Consider the following 20,748-nt stretch of genomic DNA (forward strand, 5'->3'; position numbering starts at 1 on the left):
TCGATGGCCTGGCCGTACGTGGACGACTCCGACAACGCAGCGAGCGTGCGTGCCAGGCGTCGCGAGCCAGGCGGGACTTTCGAAACACGCCCTAGCCCGACCTTCGCCGCAGGGCGCCTACCCGGACCCTGGCGTGACGCGCCAGAGGGCGCGCGAAGCACGAATGAAGACCCGGATGCCACCGTGCATCCGGGTCTTCATTCTGTGCGCGGGGGTGCGGGACCCGTCCGGGTGACTGACTCTGGGTAGATCCTTGTTCACCGGAGAGTCAGGAGCCTGTATGCGTCGTTTCCTTGCCCGCGTGCTGAGCGGAGGTCTGGCCGTGGTCGCCGCGGGGGCCCTCGCGACGCTCGGCGCGCCCGCCTCCGCCACCGTCGGCAGCGTGATCATCGGAGGGCAGCAGGTCCGGGCCGAGGACAATCCCTGGGTCGTCGCTCTCTCCAGCCGTGACCGGTTCGGGGGTACGCGGGCGGGCCAGTTCTGCGGGGGCGTGGTGGTCGCCCCGACGAAAGTGCTGACCGCCGCCCATTGCATGGGCCGGGACGTCCTCGGCGCCTCCCCGGACTCCGTACGGGACCTGCGGGTGATCGCCGGGCGCGCGGGGCTGCGCGGCACGGGCGGCCAGGAGGTGCCCGTACGCTCCGTCCTGGTCGACCCGGCGTACGACGCGGGGGCGAACGCGGCGGACCTCGCGGTGCTGACCCTCTCGCGGGCTCTGCCCGCGGCCTACGCGATCCGGCCGGCGGAGCCGGGGGATCCGGCGACCGCGCCGGGTACCGCCGCCGCGGTCTTCGGCTGGGGCGATACGACGGGCGGCGGCGCGTACGCCAGCGCGCTGCGCTCGGCGCCCGTGAGGGTCCTCGCGGACCGGGAGTGCGGGCGGGCCTATCCGGGCGGCTCAGGGAGCCCTGGGGGCCGTTACGAGCCCACTACGATGCTCTGCGCGGGTGACCCCGCGGGAGGGCACGACGCGTGCCAGGGCGACAGCGGCGGGCCGCTGGTGGCGCAGGGGCGGCTCATCGGGCTCGTCTCCTGGGGGAGCGGCTGCGGACGGGCGGGGAGTCCCGGGGTCTATACGCGGGTCAGCACAGCCGTGGGCCCGGTCGCCGACGCCCTCGCGACCCGAGGAGCCGGCTGAAGGAGCAGGCTGGCGGAAGGCGGGCGGACGGGGACCGGTGGAAGGGGGCCGGAACGGGACGGAAAGCGGGTCGGCGGCCGGCGTTACGGTCCGCCTTCCGGACGCCCGCGCCCCTGCGCCGGGGCCGGGCGGCGAGGGTCTTGGGCGCCCGGGTGGAGGCATGAGAACGGGCGGCCACCCCGCGCTGGCGCGGGGTGGCCGCCCATCGGCCGGTCAGCTGTCCGGCCCTTGGCTCGTCGTGTGGATGCGAGGTGTCAGCGTTCCTCTTCACCACCGCCGGCCGGTACGGCCGTCAGTCGGTCGGTCTCATCCTGTATTTCCGCGGCGATCTTCTTGAGTTCCGGCTCGAACTTGCGTCCGTGGTGGGCGCAGAAGAGCAGTTCACCACCGCTCGACAGGAGGACGCGCAGATAGGCCTGGGCGCCGCACCGGTCGCAGCGGTCAGCCGCCGTCAGGGGGCTCGCGGGGGTCAGAACAGTAGTCACGTCGCCTCTTCTCTAGCTCGACGAGCTGTCGTACCAGGGTCAACATCCAACCAGGCCGAAAACGTTCCCGCTCGCGGCTTTTCCTCGAAAAATTCTTCCGTCGTGGCTGGATGCTGGCGGTTGGCGGCGAATGGGCCGTATTGCATCGCTGGGCTTCGCACTACGGGTTTCGCGTTGCTTGCAGATGGTGGTCAGGGTGTGTGTCCTGCCCCGGCCGGCTTGCCGGTTGTTGATGAGGACGTGCCCGGAGCCTAAATGGTTCATGCCTGGAAGGGAACGTGATGTGTGCTTCACTCCCACGAGGGATCGAACACGCATGCGACCTTGGACTAGCATGAGAAATTCGCGAGGGTGGCGTGACAACGGCTCTACCAGGGCTCTGTACCCTCTGACCGGTGACAGACGCCGGGCCTTTACCCCACGGGGCCACATCTCAAATTCAGCGAGGAGCGAACCCGCGTGACCGCCGATACGTCCGTGCCGTCCACAGCGCTGCTGACAGCAGACCGTGACGGTTCCAACTACACCGCGCGGCACCTGCTCGTCCTTGAAGGACTCGAAGCGGTCCGCAAGCGCCCCGGAATGTACATCGGGTCGACCGACAGCCGCGGCCTCATGCACTGCCTCTGGGAAATCATCGACAACTCCGTCGACGAGGCCCTTGGCGGATACTGCGACCACATTGACGTGATCCTCCACGAGGACGGCTCGGTCGAGGTCAAGGACAACGGCCGGGGCATCCCCGTCGACGTCGAGCCCAAGACGGGGCTCTCCGGCGTCGAGGTCGTGATGACCAAGCTGCACGCGGGCGGCAAGTTCGGCGGCGGCTCGTACGCCGCGTCGGGCGGTCTGCACGGTGTGGGCGCCTCCGTCGTCAACGCGCTCTCCGCCCGCCTCGACGTCGAGGTGGACCGCAACAGCTCCACCCACGCGATCAGCTTCCGGCGCGGTGTCCCCGGAATCTTCACCGAGCAGGACCCCGACAGCCCCTTCGACCCCGCGAACGGGCTGCGCAAGGCGAAGCGGGTGCCCAAGACCCGTACCGGCACCCGCGTGCGCTACTGGGCCGACCGGCAGATCTTCCTCAAGGACGCCAAGCTCTCCCTGGAGACACTGCACCAGCGCGCCCGCCAGACCGCCTTCCTGGTCCCCGGGCTGACCATCGTCGTCCGGGACGAGCGGGGACTCGCCGAGAACGAGGGCGCTCCGGTCGAGGAGACCTTCCGCTTCGACGGCGGCATCAGCGAGTTCTGCGAGTACCTGGCGCAGGACAAGGCCGTCTGCGACGTACTGCGCCTCACCGGCCAGGGCACCTTCAAGGAGACCGTGCCGGTCCTCGACGATCGGGGCCACATGACGCCCACCGAGGTCACCCGCGAACTGGGCGTCGATGTCGCGCTGCGCTGGGGCACCGGGTACGACACGACGGTCAGGTCGTTCGTCAACATCATCGCCACCCCCAAGGGCGGCACCCATGTGAGCGGATTCGAACGTTCCCTGACCAGGACGGTCAACGAGGTGCTGCGCTCGGCCAAGATGCTGCGCGTCGCCGAGGACGACGTCGTCAAGGACGACGCCCTGGAAGGGCTGACCGCCGTGGTCACCGTGCGGCTCGCGGAGCCGCAGTTCGAGGGGCAGACCAAGGAGGTCCTCGGCACCTCCGCGGCCAACCGGATCGTCGCCAATGTCATCGCCAAGGAGCTCAAGGAGTTCCTGACGTCGACGAAGCGTGACGCGAAGGCACAGGCCCGCGCCGTCCTGGAGAAGGCGGTCGCGGCCGCCCGCACCCGGATCGCGGCCCGCCAGCACAAGGACGCGCAGCGCAGGAAGACGGCGCTGGAGTCCTCCTCGCTGCCGGCCAAGCTCGCCGACTGCCGCAGCGACGACGTGGACCGCAGCGAGCTGTTCATCGTGGAGGGGGACTCCGCGCTCGGCACGGCGAAGCTGGCCAGGAACAGCGAGTTCCAGGCGCTGCTCCCGATCCGCGGCAAGATCCTCAACGTCCAGAAGGCGTCCGTCACGGACATGCTCAAGAACGCCGAGTGCGGAGCGATCATCCAGGTCATAGGGGCGGGCTCGGGCCGGACCTTCGACATCGACGCCGCCCGCTACGGCAAGATCGTGCTCCTCGTCGACGCCGACGTCGACGGCGCCCATATCCGCATCCTGCTGCTCACGCTCTTCCAGCGGTACATGCGGCCGATGGTGGAGGCGGGCCGCGTCTACGCCGCCGTACCGCCGCTGCACCGGATCGAGCTGGTCCAGCCCAAGAAGGGCCAGGACAAGTACGTGTACACGTACTCGGACAACGAGCTGCGCCAGACCCTGCTGGAGTACCAGCGGAAGAACATCCGGTTCAAGGACTCCATCCAGCGCTACAAGGGCCTCGGTGAGATGGACGCCGACCAGCTCGCGGAGACCACGATGGACCCGCGCCACCGCACCCTGCGGCGGATCAACATCGGCGACCTGGAGTCGTCCGAGCAGATCTTCGACCTGCTGATGGGCAACGAGGTCGCGCCCCGCAAGGAGTTCATCACCAGCTCCGCCGCGACCCTGGACCGCTCGCGCATCGACGCCTGACCGGCGCCGCTCGGGGCACCGCCCGGGACACGGCCTCCACCCACGGGTGGAGGCCGTACCTCCACCCGTGATCAACCCCCGAGCCGATGCTGTGACCTGGGCTTTCTCCGTAACGTCGAGGGCGTTGAACTTCCTCGCTCCCGGAGGCCCCCGATGCCGTCCCTGTCGTCCATGTCGTCGTTGTCGTCGCTGGTCGATGCGCTCCTGATCGCCGCCGTGGTCGTCCTGGTGGTGGCGCGCCAGTTCAGGGCCCAGCGGGTGACCGCGGGCGGGCGCCGCCCGTATGTGCTGCCGGCCGTTCTGGTCCTCCTCGCCCTGCGCCGGCCCGGGCTGCTCGGCGCGCACGAGCGGCCGCTGTCCCTGGCGCTGCTCGGCGTCGAGCTGGTGGTGGGCGTGGTGATGGGGGCCGGCTGGGCCTGGACCAGCCGCCTCTGGACCGAGCCGGACGGCACGGTCCGGTCGAAGGGCACCCGGGCCACCCTCGCCGTCTGGGTCGCCGGTATCGCCGGGCGCCTCGGGCTGATGGGCGTCGGCGCCCTGCTGGGGGTCCACCAGGGCAGCGGCGCGCTGATGCTCGCGCTCGCCTCGTCCGTGCTGGTCCGCCAGGCGACCCTGACCTGGCGGGTCCGTACCGCCGCCGGGGCGGCCGGGGACGGCGGTCCCCGGGGTGACGGCACGTCGGCCGGCGGGGGAGCGCCGTACGGTGGCGGCATGGCCTCCGCGCCGTGGAAGGACCGTGTGTGACGACCGACGCCTGGACGAAATGGCCCTCGCGGGAGGCGCTCTCCCGTGAGGGCCTGACCGATGCCCGCCGGTGGCTGGCCCGTTCCGTACGCGCCGTGCTGCTGGCCGGGCTCGTGTGGTCCACTTTCAGCCAGCGCCATGTCTGCCGGCTGGGCGGCGGTCGGCGCCGTCGCCGCGCTCGGGGTCGTGGGCTTCTGCGGCTGGGCCTTCTACCGCACCACGCTGCGCCACGACCTCTGGCCCTCCCTCGGCCTGCTGGTGGTGCTGATGGGCGGGGCCCTCGCGGCGCAGGTCTCCGGGTTCGCCATCGCGTCCACCGTGTTCTGGTGCGCCTGTGCCATCACCGGCATGGAACGGCTGCCGCTCGCCGCCGCCCTGCCCGTCACGCTCGCCGCGCTCGGCGGCTATACGGCCCTCCACCACGAGACATGGCTGAATCTCACCCTCACCACCGGTGGTCTGCTGCTCGGCGGCTACGCCCTGCGGCTCGACGCGGAGGCCCGCGGCACCGCGCAGCGGCTGCTCGCGCAGGAGCGGGCCGCCCGCGCCGCGGAGGCCGAGTCCGCCGCCCTCGCGGAGCGGGCCAGGATCGCCCGGGACATCCACGACGTCCTGGCGCACAGCCTCTCCGCGCAGCTCGTGCACCTGGAGGCGGCGCGACTGCGGATCGAACAGGAACCGCCGGGCCCGTTCCGCGACCAGATCCTGGAACGGGTCGTCGCCGCGCGCTCCATGGCCCGCGAAGGACTGGCCGAGACCCGGCAGGCGCTCTCCGCGCTCCGCGGCGAGATGGCGCCCCTCGGGGAGTACCTCCGCGAGCTGGCCGCGCTGGACGGCGCCGAGGTCGAGGTGGCGGGGGAGCCGAGAGCGCTGCGCGTCGAGGCGTCCCAGACGGTGCGCCGCGTCGCCCAGGAGGCGCTGACCAACGTACGCAAGCACGCGCCCGGCGCACGGGTACGGATCCTGCTGACGTACGGCACGGACGACGTGACCCTGGACGTACGGAACTACGGTGGCCGGGGCCGGGAGGCGGACCCGGGCGGCCTGCGGGCGTCCGGCTCCGGATACGGTCTGCTGGGGATGCGGGAGCGTGCCGAACTGCTCGGCGGCACACTGGAGACCGGCCATGAGGGTCCCGGGAAGGAAGGCCCCCGGAAGGAAGGCCTTGGGACGTCCGGCGGCTCCGAGAAGAGAGGCTTCAGCGTGCGTCTGCGAGTGCCCGCATGACGGCCCGGGTGATCGTGGCCGACGACCAGTCCGTGGTGCGCGAGGGCATCGTCATGCTGCTGGGGCTGCTGCCCGGCATCGAGGTCGTCGGCGCGGCGCGGGACGGCGAGGAGGCCGTGGCCCTGGTCGCCGAACTCGCCCCCGACGTGGTCCTGATGGATCTGCGGATGCCGCACTGCGACGGGGTGGAGGCCACCCGCCGGATCCGTACCGAGCACCCGGGAACCCAGGTCGTCGTCCTCACGACGTACGCCGCCGACGACTCGCTGTTCGCCGCACTCCAGGCCGGTGCCCGCGGCTATCTCACCAAGGACGCGCAGGGCGAGGAGATCGTCCGGGCCGTCGACGACGTGCTGGCCGGGCAGGCGGGTCTCGCCCCCGCCGTGCAGCGCAGGCTGCTGGAGCACGTCACGGCCCCGCCCGCCGTGGCACCGTCCCCCGCCGAGTTGCCCGACGGGCTGACGGCACGGGAGGCCGAGGTGCTCACGCTGGTCGCCGAGGGCCTGTCCAACAAGGAGATCGCCGGGCGGCTGCACATCGGCTCGGCCACGGTGAAGACCCACATCAACAACCTCTTCGCCAAGACCGGGGTACGCGACCGTGCCCAGGCCGTGCGATACGCCTATCAACGCGGACTCATCCCGCCACCCGGGACAACCATCACCTGATGGGGTGAAATCGGCGGAGAGTCCGGCGGCCGGTCGCCGTGCTCCGACCATCCTTGCTACGCGCGCCGAAACGGTTCGCTGACAAGGAGAGTTGACCGGTGGAGAAGCAGGAAGGGCGCGACGCCGCAGCGGTGCGGCTCGACGACCCGTGGTACGACGCGCTGGCCTCGGACTGGGGCGACCCGGACGGTACGGGGACGGACCCGGCGGCCGGGAGCGCGCCTCCCGGCTCCGCGGCCGGGGCCCGCCCGGGGCCCGGAGGCGCGGTCGCGGAGGGCCGGCCCGCCGGCGACATCTACCGGGAGGTGCAGCGCAGCGCGGCCTTCCGGGAAGTACGCGGCCGGTACCGGAGGTTCGTCGTCCCGGCCACGCTCGCCTTCTTCGTCTGGTACGTCGTGTATGTCGTCGCGGCGACCGCGGCGCCGGAGCTGATGGCCCGGCCGGTGGTGGGCGCGGTGAACGTGGCGATGGCCGCGGGCCTCGGGCAGTTCCTCTCCACCTTCCTCCTCACCTGGGCGTACACCCGCCACGCCCGGCTGCACCGGGACCGCGCGGCGCTCGAACTGCGCTGGGCGGTCTTCGACCGGGAGCGCGCCGGGAAGACCGGGCCCGCGGAGCCGACGGGGACGAGCGGGGCGGCCTGGGCGAGCGGGGCACCCGGGACGGCCGGGACGAGTGGGGCACCCGGGGCACCCGGAGCGAGCGGGAGGGACGGGCGATGAGCGGTGACCACCAGACCCTGGCCCTGCTGCTGTTCAGCGCGTTCGTCGCGGTCACCCTCGGGATCACCACCTGGGTGAGCCGCCACCGCCACGGCACCGCCGAGGAGTTCTACGCGGGCGGGCGGCTCTTCTCGCCCATGGAGAACGGGTTCGCGATAGCCGGCGACTACATGTCGGCCGCCTCCTTCCTCGGTATCTCGGGGCTGATCGCCCTCTTCGGCTACGACGGCATGCTCTACTCGGTCGGCTTCCTCGTCGCCTGGCTGGTCGTGCTCTTCCTCGTCGCCGAACTCGTCCGTAACTGCGGCCGGTTCACCCTCGCCGACGTCGTCGCGTCCAGGATGGCCGAACGGCCCGTCCGGATCGCCGCGGGCACCTCCTCCGTCACCGTCTCCGTGCTCTACCTCGTGGCGCAGATGGTCGGCGCGGGGAGCCTGGTCGCGCTGCTCCTCGGCGGTACGGGCGGCGCCGTGCGGACCGGGACAGTGGTCGGTGTGGGCGCGCTGATGGTCGTCTACGTCACGCTCGGCGGGATGCGCGCCACGACCTGGATCCAGATCGTCAAGGCGGTCCTGCTCATGGCCGGTGCCGGCGCGCTGACCGCCCTGGTCCTGGTCCGCTTCCATGGGGACGTCAACGCCCTGCTGACCACGGCCGCCGCCCACAGCGGCCACGGCGGCGACTTCCTCGTTCCCGGGCTGAAGTACGGCGGCGACTGGACCGCGCGCCTCGACTTCATCAGCCTGGGGCTCGCCCTGGTCCTCGGCACGGCGGGGCTGCCGCACATCCTGTCGCGCTTCTACACCGTGCCGACCGCGCGGGCCGCCCGCCGCTCGGTCGTCTGGTCGATCGGCCTCATCGGCTGCTTCTACCTGATGACGATCGTGCTCGGCCTCGGCGCGTCGGCCCTCGTCGGCTCGGACGCGGTCCGCGCCTCCGGCGCCGCGGGGAACACCGCGGTGCCGCTGCTGGCGCTCGAACTCGGCGGCGGCGCCGGTTCGACGGGCGGTACGGTCCTGTTCGCCGTGGTCGCCGCCGTCGCCTTCGCCACCATCCTCGCCGTCGTCGCGGGCATCACGCTCGCCTCCTCGGCCTCCGTCGCCCATGACCTGTACGCCTCCCTGCGGCGCCGGCGCCGCGGTGCGACACCACGCGGCGAGGTCGCGGTGGCCCGGGGCGCGGCGGCCGGCACCGGGGCCGTGGCCATCGCGCTCAGCCTGCTCGCGCGGGAGCTGAACGTCGCCTTCCTGGTGGGGCTCGCCTTCGCGGTCGCCGCCTCCGCCAATCTGCCGGTGCTGCTCTACTCGCTGTTCTGGCGGAACTTCACCACGCGCGGCGCGGTCTGGTCCGTCTACGGCGGGCTGATTCCGGCGCTCCTGCTGGTGACGCTCTCGCCGGTGGTGTCGGGGAGCCCCGGGGCTATCTTCCCGGGGGTCGACTTCCAGGTGTTCCCGCTGGAGAACCCCGGGCTGGTCTCGATTCCGCTGGGCTTCCTCGCCGGGTGGATCGGCACCGTCACCTCCACCGAGCCGTCGGACCCGGCCCGGCACGCGGAGACCGAGGTCAGGTCCCTGACCGGCGCGGGCGCGGTCTGACCGGCCCCGAGTCCGGTACTCCCGGCGGCTGTACGTGACCGGGTCCTGCACCGCGGCCGGCGTCAGACGCTCGCCGCCCACGCGTAGCGGTGCTCCGGGCGCCCCGTCTCGCCGTACCGCAGCGTCAGCCGGACCCGGCCCGACCGCTCCAGCAGCTTGAGATAGCGCTGGGCGGTCTGCCGGCTCATCCCCGCGTGCTCCGCGATCTCCTGCGCCGAGAGCGGCCCCTCGGCCTTCATCAGCACCTGGCGGATCAGCTCGGCGGTGGTGGGGGAGTGGCCCTTCGGGAGGGACGGGGCGGTCGCGGCGGAGAGCGCCCCGAACATCCGGTCCACCTCCGACTGCTCCGCCTCACCGCCGCTCTCCAGGGTGCGGCGGAGCGTCGCGTACGCCTCCAGCTTGGCCCGCAGCCCGGCGAAATTGAACGGTTTGACGAGATACTGGAGCGCCCCGTGACGCATCGCCGCCTGGACGGTGGCGACATCGCGCGCCGCCGTCACCATGATCACGTCGGTCTGGTGGCCGAGCCGCCGCAGCTCCCGGACCACCGCGAGCCCGTTCTCGTCCGGCAGGTAGTGATCGAGCAGGATCAGATCGACGGAGTGCTCCGAGATCTTGGTCAGCGCCTCGGCGGCGGAGTGGGCCTGGGCGACGACCCGGAAGCCGGCCACCTTGGCCACATAGGCCGTGTTGATGCGCGCGACGCGGACATCGTCGTCCACGACCAGTACATCCAGTACGCCGCTCATCGTCTCTCCCCTGCGGTGGCCTGCTTCTGTGACGTGTCCACCGCCGTATCGGGTCCCTCGGGCGCCGTACCGGGCCCCACGAGCCTCTCCGGGCCCGCCCCGGTCAGCTCTCCGGCCTCGGTCAGCTCTCCGGTCTCGGTCAGCGCCTCCGGGAGGACGACCGTGAACTCCGCGCCGCCGTCCGCCGCCGCGCCCACCCGGGCGCTGCCGCCCTGCCGCTCCGCGAGCCTGCGGACCAGGGCGAGACCGAGTCCGCGCCTGCCGTGGGCCGGCGGCTTCTTGGTCGACCAGCCCTCCGTGAAGACGAGGTCGCGCCGGTCCTCCGGGATGCCGGGTCCGCTGTCGGAGACCACCACCACGACGGTACGGCCCTCGGCGCGCAGCTCCACCCCGATGCGCGGCTCCGCGGAACCCGCCGCGGCGTCCAGCGCGTTGTCGACCAGGTTGCCCACGATCGTGACCAGCCCCTGCGGGTCCACCAGCCGGTCGGGCAGCAGCGTGGCCGGCGCCAGCCGCAGCGAGACGCCACGCTCGGCGGCGACCGTCGCCTTCCCGACCAGCAGGGCCGCGGGGAGCGGATCGTGGATCCGTTCGGTGATCTGCTCGGCGGTCGCCCGGTGCACGCCGACCACCTCGGTGACGAACTCCACCGCCTCCTCGTGCAGCTCCAGCTCCAGCAGCCCGAGCAGCGTGTGCATCCGGTTCGCGTGCTCGTGGTCCTGGGCGCGCAGGGCGTCGATCAGCCCGCGGGTGGCGTCCAGCTCCCGGCCGAGCCGCTCCAGCTCGGTGCGGTCGCGCAGGGTGACGACGGCGCCCCCGTCGTCGGTGGGCATCCGGTTGGCGACCAGGACGCGGCTGCCCCGTACCGCGAGCAGGTCCTCGCCCCGTACGCGGCCGGTCAGCACCTCGGTGGTACGGCCGTCGCCCAGCACCTCGCCGAGCGGTCGGCCCGTCGCGTCGGGGCCGAGCCCCAGCAGCCGCTGCGCCTCGTCGTTCATCAGCCGGATGCGGCCCGATCCGTCCAGCGCGACGACGCCCTCGCGCAGGCTGTGCAGCATGGCCTCGCGCTCGGTGAGCAGGGCCGAGATATCGGAGAAGGCCAGGTCGTGGGTCTGGCGCTGGAGTCGCCGGGAGATCAGATACGCGGCGAGCGCCCCGGCGGCCAGGGCGCCGCCCGCGTACGCGAGGAGCCCCGGGATCGCGGCGAGCAGCCGGTCGCGGACGCTGTCGTACGCGATGCCGACCGAGACGGCGCCCACGATGGTGCCGCTCCGGTCGCGCAGCGCCACCTTGCCCCGGGCGGAACGGCCGAGCGTGCCGCTGTCCAGCTCCATGACCTCCTTGCCCGCGAGGGCGTCGCTGGGATCGGTGGAGACGACCTTGCCGATCTCGTCGAGGTCGGTGTGCGACCAGCGCACCCCGCGCTTGTCCATGATCACCACATACTCGGCGCCGGTGGCCCGTCTGATCCGCTCGGCCTCGGCCTGCACCGGTCCGCCGGCCGTCGGGCGGGTGGCCACCAGGTCCTCGGCGACCGGTACGGAGGCGGTGGTCTCGGCGATGGCGAGCGCGCGGCGCATCGCCTGGTCGTCCAGCTCGGCGCTGAACGGGGCCAGGAAGAGGCCGGTGGCCAGCACGGTGACGCCCGCGGCGATGGCGAGCTGCATCAGCAGCACCTGGGAGAAGACCCGGCGTGGCCAGCCGAATCGCCGTCGTCTGCCCCCGGTGCTCGGTCGGGCGCTCATGTACACGAACGGTAGAGGGCGCGGCGCGCTTTCCGAAATTTCGGCGGATTCGGCACCCGAGGGGTGGCCCGCGGCGCCCGTACCGCGCACCGCGGCGCCCCTATCCTGGTCCGGGCGCCGGGCGTCATGATCATCTGCCCGGCGGCCGGTTCCAGGACCCGACGACGCAGCACGGAGGCGCGACGCGTGAGCAGGAAGCAGATCCCGGTGGTCGTTCTCGCGGGCTTTCTGGGGTCGGGGAAGACGACCCTGCTCAACCATCTGCTGCGGCGCCGGGCCGGCAACCGGATCGCGGTGGTCGTCAACGACTTCGGGGCCATCGAGATCGACGCCATGACGGTCGCGGGACAGGTCGGTTCGACGGTCTCGCTCGGCAACGGCTGTCTGTGCTGCGCGGTCGACGCGAGCGAGCTCGACGGCTATCTGGAGCGGCTGACCCGCCCGGCCGCGCGGATCGACCTGATCGTCATCGAGGCGAGCGGACTGGCCGAGCCGCAGGAACTCGTCCGGATGATCCTCGCCGGGGACAACCCGCACACGGTGTACGGGGGGCTGGTCGAGGTGGTGGACGCCGCCGAGTTCGACGCGACCCGCCGGCGCCATCCGGAGATCGACCGCCATCTCGCGATCGCCGATCTGGTGGTCCTCAACAAGACCGACCGGGTGGCGGAGGCGGACCACGCGCGGATCCTCGACGTCCTGGGGACGCTGGGCCCGGGGACGCCGGTGGTCTCCGCGTCGTACGGCAGGATCGACCCGCAGCTGCTCTTCGACCCGGCCGTCCGGCCCGCCGAGGAGGAGAAGGCGCGCCAGCTCTCCTTCGAGGACCTGCGGTTCGAGGACCCGCACGGGGGCGGGGACCACACGGGCGACGACGGGATCCACGACGCGGGCCACGAGGGGCATCTCCACACGGCGTACGAGAGCGTGTCCTTCACCGCGACCGCCCCGATGCGCCCGCGCCGGCTGATGGCGTTCCTGGACTCCCGGCCCCCGGGGCTCTACCGGATCAAGGGGTACGTCGACTTCGGCACGGGCGATCCGGACCACCGGTACGCGGTGCACGCGGTCGGCCGCTTCCTGCGCTTCCACCCGGAGCCCTGGGCCCGGGGAACGGAACGCGTCACCCAGCTCGTCCTGATCGGCTCGGGCATCGACGGGGACGCGCTGCTCAAGGAGCTGGCGGCGTGCCAGGAGACCGGGGCGGAGGCGGCCGGGGCCCCGGTCGAGCAGCGTGACATGTGGGGAGTCCTGCGCTACGTACCGGACCCGTCCGGGGCTGAGAACCCTTCGGGGGCCGGGTCCGAGGACCCGGCCCCCGAGAGCGGCCGGTAGAGCGCCCGCCGTCAGTGCGCGGGTCCGGCCAGTACGTCGACCTGTGCCGCGAACGGCGTGCCCGAGCCGTCCCTGCGGGGGTCGGGCTCCGGCAGCCCGACCGGTGTGCCGTTCTTCTGCGCCGCGCGTGCCGGGCTCGCCCCCGCCCAGGCCAGGACCAGCATGTCCTCGCCCTTCAGGAACCGGTGACAGCGCACTCCGCCGGTCGCCCTGCCCTTGCGCGGGTACTGGTCGAACGGCGTGAGCTTCGCCGTACGCACGGAGTCGTCCAGCGTGCCGTGCGATCCGGTGACCGTGAAGACCACCGCGTCCGCCGCCGGGTCGACCGCGGTGAACGAGATCACCGCGGCGTCGTCGGCGAGCTTGACGCCCGCCATGCCACCCGCGGCCCGCCCCTGCGGCCGTACCTGCCCCGCCGGATAGCGCAGGAGCTGGGCGTCGGAGGTGATGAAGACGAGGTCCTCCTCGCCCGTACGCAGCTCGGCGCCGCCGACGACACGGTCGCCCTCCTTGAGGGAGATGACCTCCAACTCGTCCTTGTTGGACGGGTAGTCCGGGACGACCCGCTTGACGACGCCCTGGAGCGTGCCGAGCGCGAGCCCCGGGGACGACTCGTCCAGCGTCGTCAGACAGACCAGCTCCTCGCCGTCCTCCAGCGCCAGGAACTCCGCGACGGGCGCCCCGCCCGACAGGTTCGGTGTCGCGGCGGTGTCCGGGAGCCGGGGCAGGTCGATCACGGAGAGCCGCAGCAGCCGTCCCGCCGAGGTCACCGCGCCGACATCGCCGCGCGCCGTCGCCGGCACGGCCGAGACGATCACGTCGTGCTTGACGCGCCGGCCCTCACCCGCGTCCAGCGGCTCGCCGTTGGCCGTACGGGCCAGCAGCCCGGTGGAGGAGAGCAGCACGCGGCACGGGTCGTCGGCGACCTCCAGCGGCACCGAGGCCACCGACGCGGCGCCCGACTCCAGCAGCACCGTGCGGCGCGGGGTGCCGAACTTCTTCGCCACCGCGGCCAGTTCCGAGGAGACCAGCTTGCGCAGCTCGGCGTCCGACTCCAGGATGCCCGTCAGCTCGTCGATCTCGCCGTTGAGCCGGTCGCGCTCGCCCTCCAGCTCGATCCGGTCGAACCGGGTGAGCCGGCGCAGCGGCGTGTCCAGGATGTACTGCGTCTGGATCTCGCTGAGCGAGAAGCGCTCGATCAGCCGCTCCTTGGCCTGCGCCGAGTTGTCGCTCGACCTGATCAGCCGGATGACCTCGTCGATGTCGACGAGCGCGGTGAGCAGTCCCTCGACCAGATGGAGCCGGTCACGCCGCTTCGTCCTGCGGAACTCGCTGCGCCGGCGCACCACGGAGAACCGGTGGTCCAGATAGACCTCCAGCAGTTCCTTGAAGCCGAGCGTCAGCGGCTGGCCGTCCACCAGCGCCACATTGTTGATGCCGAAGGACTCCTCCAGCGGCGTCAGCTTGTAGAGCTGCTCCAGGACCGCTTCCGGCACGAAGCCGTTCTTGATCTCGATGACCAGGCGCAGGCCGTGCGAGCGGTCCGTGAGGTCCTTGACGTCGGCGATGCCCTGGAGCTTCTTCGCGGAGACCAGGTCCTTGATCTTCGCGATGACCTTCTCGGGGCCGACCGTGAAGGGCAGTTCCGTGACGACGATGCCCTTGCGGCGGGGGGTGACGTCCTCCACCGTCGCCGTCGACCGGATCTTGAAGGTGCCCCGGCCCTTCTCGTACGCGTCCTTGATGCCCGTCAGCCCGACGATCCGGCCGCCGGTCGGCAGGTCGGGACCGGGCACGAAACGCATCAGCGTCTCCAGGTCGGCGCCCGGGTGCTTGATGAGGTGGCGGGCCGCCGCCACGACCTCGCCCAGGTTGTGCGGCGGCATGTTCGTCGCCATGCCGACCGCGATGCCGGTGGCCCCGTTGACCAGCAGGTTGGGGTACGCGGCCGGGAGAGTGACCGGTTCGCGCTCCTGGCCGTCGTAATTCGGCTCGAAATCGACGGTGTCCTCGTCGATCGACTCGGTCATGAGCGACGTCGCGTCGGCCATCCGCGCCTCGGTGTACCGCATGGCGGCCGGCGGGTCGTCGTTCCCGAGGGAGCCGAAGTTGCCGTGGCCGTCCACCAGCGGCAGCCGCATCGAGAACGGCTGTGCCATGCGGACCATGGCGTCGTAGATGGAAGCGTCCCCGTGCGGGTGGAGCTTGCCCATCACCTCACCGACGACGCGGGCGCACTTCACGTAACCGCGGTCGGGGCGCAGGCCCATCTCGTTCATCTGGTACACGATGCGGCGGTGCACCGGCTTCAGGCCGTCCCGGGCGTCCGGCAGGGCCCGGGAGTAGATCACCGAGTACGCGTACTCAAGGAAGGAGCCCTGCATTTCATCGACCACGTCGATGTCGAGGATCTTCTCCTCGAAGTCCTCCGGCGGCGGGGTCTTGGTGCTGCGGCGGGCCATCGCGGCTGCGGCTCCTTCACAAGTTCTGTACGGCAACTTCTGGAACTGACGCGGACCATTGTGGACCGCGCCACTGACAACGCCGACCTCGACCCGTCGTTGGGACGGGAAGGGGCGCGTGTCGGAAGGGTGCCAGATCCCGGACCTGTTACGGGAACTTCGCCAGGTGTCGGCACGCTTGCATACAGTGGCAGGACTTCTCCATATCGCGATCGAAGGGACGTACATGCCCATGGGTCACACGGCCACAGCGCAGGCCGGTTCCGGCGGCCTGACAGCGACTGAGCACCGCCTGGCCAACGGCCTCCGCGTGGTGCTCTCCGAGGACCACCTGACCCCGGTCGCCGCGGTCTGCCTCTGGTACGACGTCGGCTCGCGCCACGAAGTCAAGGGCCGTACCGGCCTTGCCCACCTTTTCGAGCACCTGATGTTCCAGGGCTCGGCGCAGGTGTCCGGGAACGGCCACTTCGAACTGGTGCAGGGGGCCGGCGGTTCCCTCAACGGCACCACCAGCTTCGAGCGCACCAACTACTTCGAGACCATGCCCGCCCACCAGCTCGAACTGGCGCTCTGGCTGGAAGCCGACCGGATGGGCTCCTTGCTCGCCGCGCTCGACGAGGAGTCCATGGAGAACCAGCGGGACGTCGTCAAGAACGAGCGCCGCCAGCGGTACGACAATGTGCCATACGGTACGGCCTTCGAACGACTGACCGCGCTCTCCTACCCCGAGGGCCACCCGTACCACCACACGCCGATCGGCTCGATGGCCGACCTGGACGCGGCCACCCTGGAGGACGCCCGCGCGTTCTTCCGTACGAACTACGCGCCGAACAACGCGGTCCTCTCCGTCGTCGGCGACATCGATCCGGAGCGCACCCTCGCCTGGATCGAGAAGTACTTCGGCTCCATCCCCTCCCACGACGGCAAGCAGCCGCCGCGCGACGGCACCCTCCCCGAGACCATCGGCGAGCAGCTGCGCGAGGAGGTCCTGGAGGAGGTCCCGGCCCGCGCGCTGATGGCCGCCTACCGGCTGCCGCACGACGGCACCCGCGCGTGCGACGCCGCCGACCTGGCGCTCACCGTCCTCGGCGGCGGCGAGTCCTCCCGCCTCCACAACCGGCTGGTACGGCGCGACCAGACGGCGGTCGCCGCCGGCTTCGGACTGCTGCGGCTGGCGGGCGCCCCTTCCCTCGGCTGGCTGGACGTGAAGACGTCCGGCGGCGTCGAGGTCCCGGAGATCGAGACCGCCGTCGACGAGGAGCTGGCCCGGTTCGCCGCCGAGGGCCCCACCGCCGAGGAGATGGAGCGGGCCCAGGCCCAGCTCGAACGCGAATGGCTGGACCGGCTCGGCACGGTCGCGGGCCGCGCCGACGAACTGTGCCGGTTCGCCGTCCTGTTCGGCGACCCCCAGCTCGCGCTGAGCGCCGTCGACCGCGTCCTGGACATCACCGCGGACGAGGTCAGGGATGTCGCCGCGGCGCGACTGCGCCCCGACAACCGGGCGGTGCTGGTGTACGAGCCGGTCACTCCCGACGACGTGGCGGACGCCGACGCCGACGCCGACGCCGACGCCGCCGAGACCGACGAGCACGAGGGGACGGACCAGTGACCGACGCTGCCGTGACCATGGAGTTCCACCCGCGGCCGACCGCGGGCGAGGCCAAGCCCTGGGCCTTCCCGGCCCCCGAGCGCGTCACGCTCGACAACGGCCTGACGGTGCTGCGCTGCGACCGGCCGGGACAGCAGGTGGTGGCCGTCGAGATCAATCTCGACGCCCCGCTGGACGCCGAGCCCGAAGGGCTCGACGGCATCGCCACGATCATGGCGCGGGCGCTCTCCGAGGGCACCGACAAGCACAGCGCCGAGGAGTTCGCCGCCGAGCTGGAGCGCTGCGGCGCCACCCTCGACGCGCACGCGGACCACCCGGGCCTGCGGGTCTCCCTGGAGGTCCCCGTCTCCCGGCTGCTCAAGGCGCTCGGCCTGCTCGCCGAGGCGCTGCGCGCCCCTGCCTTCGCCGACAGCGAGGTCGAACGGCTCGTACGGAACCGGCTCGACGAGATCCCGCACGAGACCGCCAACCCGGGCCGGCGCGCCGCCAAGCAGCTCTCGAAGGAGCTGTTCCCGGCCGCGCTGCGCATGTCCCGGCCGCGCCAGGGCACCGAGGAGACCGTGGCGCGCATCGACGCCGCGGGCGTCCGCGCCTTCTACGAGGCGCACGTACGTCCCGCCACGGCCACCGCGGTCGTCGTCGGCGACCTCGCGGGCGTCGACCTGGACGGGATCCTCGCGGACACCCTCGGCGCCTGGACGGGCGACACCGCGGCGCCCCGGCCCGTACCGGCGATCACCGCCGACGACACTGGCCGTGTGGTCATCGTGGACCGCCCCGGCGCCGTCCAGACGCAGCTCCTGATCGGCCGGATCGGCGCCGACCGGCACGACCGCGTCTGGCCCGCGCAGGTGCTCGGCACGTACTGCCTGGGCGGCACGCTCACCTCCCGGCTCGACCGCGTGCTGCGCGAGGAGAAGGGCTACACCTACGGCGTACGCGCCTTCGGCCAGGTGCTGCGCTCCTCGGCGCCGTCCTCCCCGGACGGGGCGACGGGCGCCGCGATGCTCGCCATCAGCGGCTCCGTGGACACCGCGTCCACGGGACCGGCGCTCGACGACCTCTGGACGGTGCTGCGCACCCTCGCCGCCGAGGGGCTCACGGACGCCGAACGCGATGTGGCCGTGCAGAACCTGGTGGGCGTCGCGCCGCTCAAGTACGAGACGGCCGCCTCCGTCGCCGGCACGCTGGCCGACCAGGTCGAGCAGCACCTTCCGGACGACTTCCAGGCGCAGCTCTACGCCCGGCTGGCCGAGACGGGCACGGTCGAGGCGACGGCCGCCGTCGTCAACGCCTTCCCGGTGGACCGGCTCGTCACCGTTCTGGTCGGCGACGCGGCGCAGATCAAGGAGCCGGTCGAGGCTCTGGGAATCGGTGAAGTGACGGTTGTCACAGGCTGATTCGTCTTGCGAGGGAACCCCGGCGGCCATGGCCGCCGGGGTTCTGCTTTATGTCCGCTTTGATGGGGAGGGTGCCTGTCTGCCCTGTGGTGTGCGCTACAAAAAACCTTGTCTGTTTGGTTATTGAAAGACCGGCCGCTTAGCGTCGGTCCGGCTGTTCGCCGTTGCGCCACATCCGTGGCACCGGGCAGCCATCGCCGAGTCCCCGTCAGACGCTGTGCCATACCTGGTGCGGCGGGGGAGCCGGGGACCCACGTCCCTGGGGTGAATCGGACGGCCTTCGCGGGCACACCGCGCGCGGAGGGGTCCGTAGGAGACCTTCCTGCTCCGAACCCGTCAGCTAACCCGGTAGGCGAGAGGGAAGGAAAGGACCAGCCACTCCATGGCGTTCACCCGTGCCACCGGGAAGCACCGCGCCCCGCACCGCATCACCTGCAAGGGCGCGAGCGCCGCCGGGTTCGCGACGCTGACCGCGACCGGCGTCATCGGGTCCCTCGCCTCCCCGGCCCTCGCCGCCGGCACCGGTGCCGAAGCGGTCTCGGAGACCGGCCTGACCCAGGTCATCGCCATCGGCGACGCCGTCGCCGGCGCGGTCGACGACCAGGCCGAGGCCCAGCGCCACGCCGCCGAGAAGGCCGAGCGCCTGAAGGCCGAGGCCACGGCGCGCGCCGCCGCCAAGGCCGAGGCGGAGCGCAAGGCGGAGGCCCGCGCGAAGGAACTGCGCGAGGAGCGGGAGCGCGCCGCACGCGCCGAGGAGCGCAAGCGGCTGAACACCTTCCAGCTCCCCGTCGCCGGCTCCTACGTCACCACCGGCTACCACACCGGCGGCTCCCTCTGGTCCTCCGGCAGCCACTCGGGCGTCGACTTCCGTGCCGCGTCCGGCACCTCGGTCGTGGCGGTCGGCGCGGGCACCGTCGTCGAGGCCGGCTGGGGCGGCTCGTACGGCAACAACATCGTCCTCAGGATGGCGGACGGCACCTACACCCAGTACGGCCACCTCTCCTCGATCGGCGTCTCCGTCGGCCAGAGCGTCGCCGCGGGCGAGCGGATCGGGCTCTCGGGCGCCACCGGCAACGTCACGGGGCCGCACCTCCACTTCGAGGCCAGGACGAGCGCCGACTACGGCTCCGACATGGACCCGGTCGCGTACCTGCGCGCGCACGGCGTCGGGGTCTGACCGCTTTCCGCTCCCCCCGCGTACCTCTCCGGGCCCGTCCGCCCACGTCGCTCCGTCCCTCCCGCGTACGGCTCTCCGCCTCCGCGCTGGCCAAAAGATATCCATGGATTCCGGGCACCCATCGGAAATTCGCGTTGACTGCAATAGAGTCACGGAACAGGCGTCAATCGGCAGTGTTTCGCGCGGATTAAGGCGGAGGTTCGGACATGCGCATTCCGGCGCATTCGGTATGCACGGCCATTCGCGACGACATCGTCTCCGGACTGTTCGAGCGGGGCAGCCGGCTCACCGAGGAGCAGCTCGCGCGGCGCTACGGCGTCTCCCGCGTCCCGGTGCGCGAGGCGCTGCGCACGCTGGAATCGGAAGGCTTCGTGACCACGCGCCGCCATGTCGGCGCGTGTGTCGCCGAGCCCACGGAGCAGGAGGCCGCGGACCTGCTGGAGGTACGGCTGCTGCTGGAGCCGCTGGGAGCGGCGCGCGCCGCCCAGCGCCGCACGGAGGCCCATCTCAAGGTCCTCCGCGGCCTGGTCAGGCTGGGCCAGGAGCGGGCTCGCAGGGGCCAGGGCGAGGATCTGCGCGCGCTGGGCGCCTGGTTCCACGAGACGCTCGCCCAGGCGTCCGGCAGCCCCGCGCTCACCTCGCTGCTCACCCAGCTGCGCCACAAGATCGCCTGGATGTACGTGGTCGAGCAGCCCAGCCACCCGGTGGAGTCCTGGGCGGAGCACGGCGCGATCGTGGACGCGGTGGCGCGCGGCGACGGCGAGCGCGCGCGGGCGCTCACCACCCTGCACACGGAGCGCACCGTGGTGGTGTACCGGCTGCGCCGCCCCGACCGGGGGCGCGACCAAGGCCGTGAGCGGGAAAAGGTGAGGGCTTCGCAACATGCCGTAAACATCGCAAGCGCACGGCATTAACAATCGCGCCGTATACAAAGAGAAAGAAATGGGTGCGGCCTATTCTCTGCTGCCCGCAGACAGTCGCCCGCACGAAAAGACGCCGCACCAAAAGACGGACGAAAAGACGGAGCCGTGGGGGGGGGGGGGGGGGGGGCGCCCCGGCGAGCCCGGGGGGAGTGTAGTAGCCGGGAGCGGCAGCCGCGGAGCCGAAGA

15 protein-coding genes, 1 pseudogene and 1 riboswitch are annotated in these 20,748 nt (G+C 71.9%); of the genes and pseudogenes, 12 read left to right on the forward strand and 4 right to left on the reverse strand.

Annotated features, from left to right (window positions below):
- Nucleotides 1-280 precede the first annotated feature (280 nt).
- Complete coding sequence (locus tag AB0P17_RS41845; protein WP_365820141.1) at nt 281-1,138, forward strand: serine protease; 858 nt, start codon at nt 281-283, stop codon at nt 1,136-1,138.
- Between the two features lie 254 nt (nt 1,139-1,392).
- On the opposite strand, the gene AB0P17_RS41850 is transcribed toward AB0P17_RS41845, so the two are convergent.
- A complete protein-coding gene (locus AB0P17_RS41850) occupies nt 1,393-1,623 on the reverse strand; it encodes a hypothetical protein (protein ID WP_114662714.1) in 231 nt (76 codons plus the stop codon).
- A gap of 459 nt (nt 1,624-2,082) precedes the next feature.
- Between AB0P17_RS41850 and AB0P17_RS41855 the strand changes: the two genes are divergently transcribed.
- From AB0P17_RS41855 to AB0P17_RS41880, 6 genes and pseudogenes are all read left to right on the forward strand, one after another.
- Nucleotides 2,083-4,206 carry a DNA topoisomerase IV subunit B gene (locus AB0P17_RS41855; protein WP_365820143.1) on the forward strand — a complete coding sequence of 708 codons (2,124 nt, stop codon included), beginning with the start codon at nt 2,083-2,085 and terminating at the stop codon, nt 4,204-4,206.
- A 153-nt stretch (nt 4,207-4,359) separates the two neighbouring features.
- Nucleotides 4,360-4,950, forward strand: coding sequence for a DUF1453 domain-containing protein (locus tag AB0P17_RS41860; protein WP_365820145.1), 591 nt, complete (start codon nt 4,360-4,362; stop codon nt 4,948-4,950).
- A pseudogene (locus AB0P17_RS41865) lies at nt 4,947-6,177 on the forward strand (histidine kinase). The gene AB0P17_RS41860 and the pseudogene AB0P17_RS41865 overlap by 4 nt, the downstream one beginning before the upstream one ends.
- On the forward strand, nt 6,174-6,845 hold the full coding sequence (locus AB0P17_RS41870) for a response regulator transcription factor (RefSeq protein WP_365820147.1): 672 nt from the start codon (nt 6,174-6,176) through the stop codon (nt 6,843-6,845). The pseudogene AB0P17_RS41865 and the gene AB0P17_RS41870 overlap by 4 nt, the downstream one beginning before the upstream one ends.
- 98 nt (nt 6,846-6,943) lie before the next feature.
- A complete protein-coding gene (locus AB0P17_RS41875; protein WP_365820149.1) occupies nt 6,944-7,567 on the forward strand; it encodes a DUF485 domain-containing protein in 624 nt (207 codons plus the stop codon).
- Nucleotides 7,564-9,162, forward strand: a complete 1,599-nt coding sequence (locus AB0P17_RS41880) for a cation acetate symporter (protein ID WP_365820151.1) — start codon at nt 7,564-7,566, stop codon at nt 9,160-9,162. The genes AB0P17_RS41875 and AB0P17_RS41880 overlap by 4 nt, the downstream gene beginning before the upstream one ends.
- A gap of 62 nt (nt 9,163-9,224) precedes the next feature.
- Here the strand turns inward: AB0P17_RS41880 and AB0P17_RS41885 are convergent, their stop codons facing one another.
- The gene (locus AB0P17_RS41885) at nt 9,225-9,911 is read right to left on the reverse strand and encodes a response regulator (RefSeq protein WP_365820153.1); all 687 of its coding nucleotides are present in this window, start codon (nt 9,909-9,911) and stop codon (nt 9,225-9,227) included.
- A complete protein-coding gene (locus tag AB0P17_RS41890) occupies nt 9,908-11,656 on the reverse strand; it encodes a sensor histidine kinase (protein WP_365820155.1) in 1,749 nt (582 codons plus the stop codon). The genes AB0P17_RS41885 and AB0P17_RS41890 overlap by 4 nt, the downstream gene beginning before the upstream one ends.
- 186 nt (nt 11,657-11,842) lie before the next feature.
- Between AB0P17_RS41890 and AB0P17_RS41895 the strand changes: the two genes are divergently transcribed.
- On the forward strand, nt 11,843-12,991 hold the full coding sequence (locus AB0P17_RS41895; RefSeq protein ID WP_365820157.1) for a GTP-binding protein: 1,149 nt from the start codon (nt 11,843-11,845) through the stop codon (nt 12,989-12,991).
- Between the two features lie 11 nt (nt 12,992-13,002).
- Here the strand turns inward: AB0P17_RS41895 and AB0P17_RS41900 are convergent, their stop codons facing one another.
- On the reverse strand, nt 13,003-15,453 hold the full coding sequence (locus AB0P17_RS41900; RefSeq protein WP_365820159.1) for a DNA topoisomerase IV subunit A: 2,451 nt from the start codon (nt 15,451-15,453) through the stop codon (nt 13,003-13,005).
- Between the two features lie 226 nt (nt 15,454-15,679).
- Here AB0P17_RS41900 and AB0P17_RS41905 point away from each other — a divergent pair, with 226 nt between their 5' ends.
- From AB0P17_RS41905 to AB0P17_RS41920, 4 genes are all read left to right on the forward strand, one after another.
- Nucleotides 15,680-17,062 (forward strand): pitrilysin family protein, encoded by a 1,383-nt coding sequence (locus AB0P17_RS41905; RefSeq protein WP_365820161.1) that lies wholly within the window; start codon nt 15,680-15,682, stop codon nt 17,060-17,062.
- A 17-nt stretch (nt 17,063-17,079) separates the two neighbouring features.
- Nucleotides 17,080-18,462, forward strand: a complete 1,383-nt coding sequence (locus AB0P17_RS41910) for a pitrilysin family protein (RefSeq protein ID WP_365820167.1) — start codon at nt 17,080-17,082, stop codon at nt 18,460-18,462.
- 185 nt (nt 18,463-18,647) lie between these two features.
- Nucleotides 18,648-18,832, forward strand: a riboswitch (cyclic di-AMP (ydaO/yuaA leader).
- Nucleotides 18,833-18,844: 12 nt separating this feature from the next.
- Complete coding sequence (locus AB0P17_RS41915; protein WP_365820163.1) at nt 18,845-19,639, forward strand: M23 family metallopeptidase; 795 nt, start codon at nt 18,845-18,847, stop codon at nt 19,637-19,639.
- A gap of 206 nt (nt 19,640-19,845) precedes the next feature.
- Nucleotides 19,846-20,553 (forward strand): GntR family transcriptional regulator, encoded by a 708-nt coding sequence (locus AB0P17_RS41920; RefSeq protein ID WP_365820165.1) that lies wholly within the window; start codon nt 19,846-19,848, stop codon nt 20,551-20,553.
- Nucleotides 20,554-20,748: the final 195 nt, after the last annotated feature.

The sequence above is a fragment of the Streptomyces sp. NPDC088124 genome (assembly GCF_040685895.1).
In the GTDB taxonomy this organism is placed as follows: domain Bacteria; phylum Actinomycetota; class Actinomycetes; order Streptomycetales; family Streptomycetaceae; genus Streptomyces.

Coding starts and splice junctions, on each gene's coding strand:
- AB0P17_RS41890 (WP_365820155.1), bottom strand. CDS start 11,656: ATGAGCGCCCGACCGAGCACCGGGGGCAGACGACGGCGATTCGGCTGG.
- AB0P17_RS41880 (WP_365820151.1), top strand. CDS start 7,564: ATGAGCGGTGACCACCAGACCCTGGCCCTGCTGCTGTTCAGCGCGTTC.
- AB0P17_RS41860 (WP_365820145.1), top strand. CDS start 4,360: ATGCCGTCCCTGTCGTCCATGTCGTCGTTGTCGTCGCTGGTCGATGCG.
- AB0P17_RS41910 (WP_365820167.1), top strand. CDS start 17,080: ATGGAGTTCCACCCGCGGCCGACCGCGGGCGAGGCCAAGCCCTGGGCC.
- AB0P17_RS41915 (WP_365820163.1), top strand. CDS start 18,845: ATGGCGTTCACCCGTGCCACCGGGAAGCACCGCGCCCCGCACCGCATC.
- AB0P17_RS41920 (WP_365820165.1), top strand. CDS start 19,846: ATGCGCATTCCGGCGCATTCGGTATGCACGGCCATTCGCGACGACATC.
- AB0P17_RS41885 (WP_365820153.1), bottom strand. CDS start 9,911: ATGAGCGGCGTACTGGATGTACTGGTCGTGGACGACGATGTCCGCGTC.
- AB0P17_RS41905 (WP_365820161.1), top strand. CDS start 15,680: ATGCCCATGGGTCACACGGCCACAGCGCAGGCCGGTTCCGGCGGCCTG.
- AB0P17_RS41870 (WP_365820147.1), top strand. CDS start 6,174: ATGACGGCCCGGGTGATCGTGGCCGACGACCAGTCCGTGGTGCGCGAG.
- AB0P17_RS41900 (WP_365820159.1), bottom strand. CDS start 15,453: ATGGCCCGCCGCAGCACCAAGACCCCGCCGCCGGAGGACTTCGAGGAG.
- AB0P17_RS41845 (WP_365820141.1), top strand. CDS start 281: ATGCGTCGTTTCCTTGCCCGCGTGCTGAGCGGAGGTCTGGCCGTGGTC.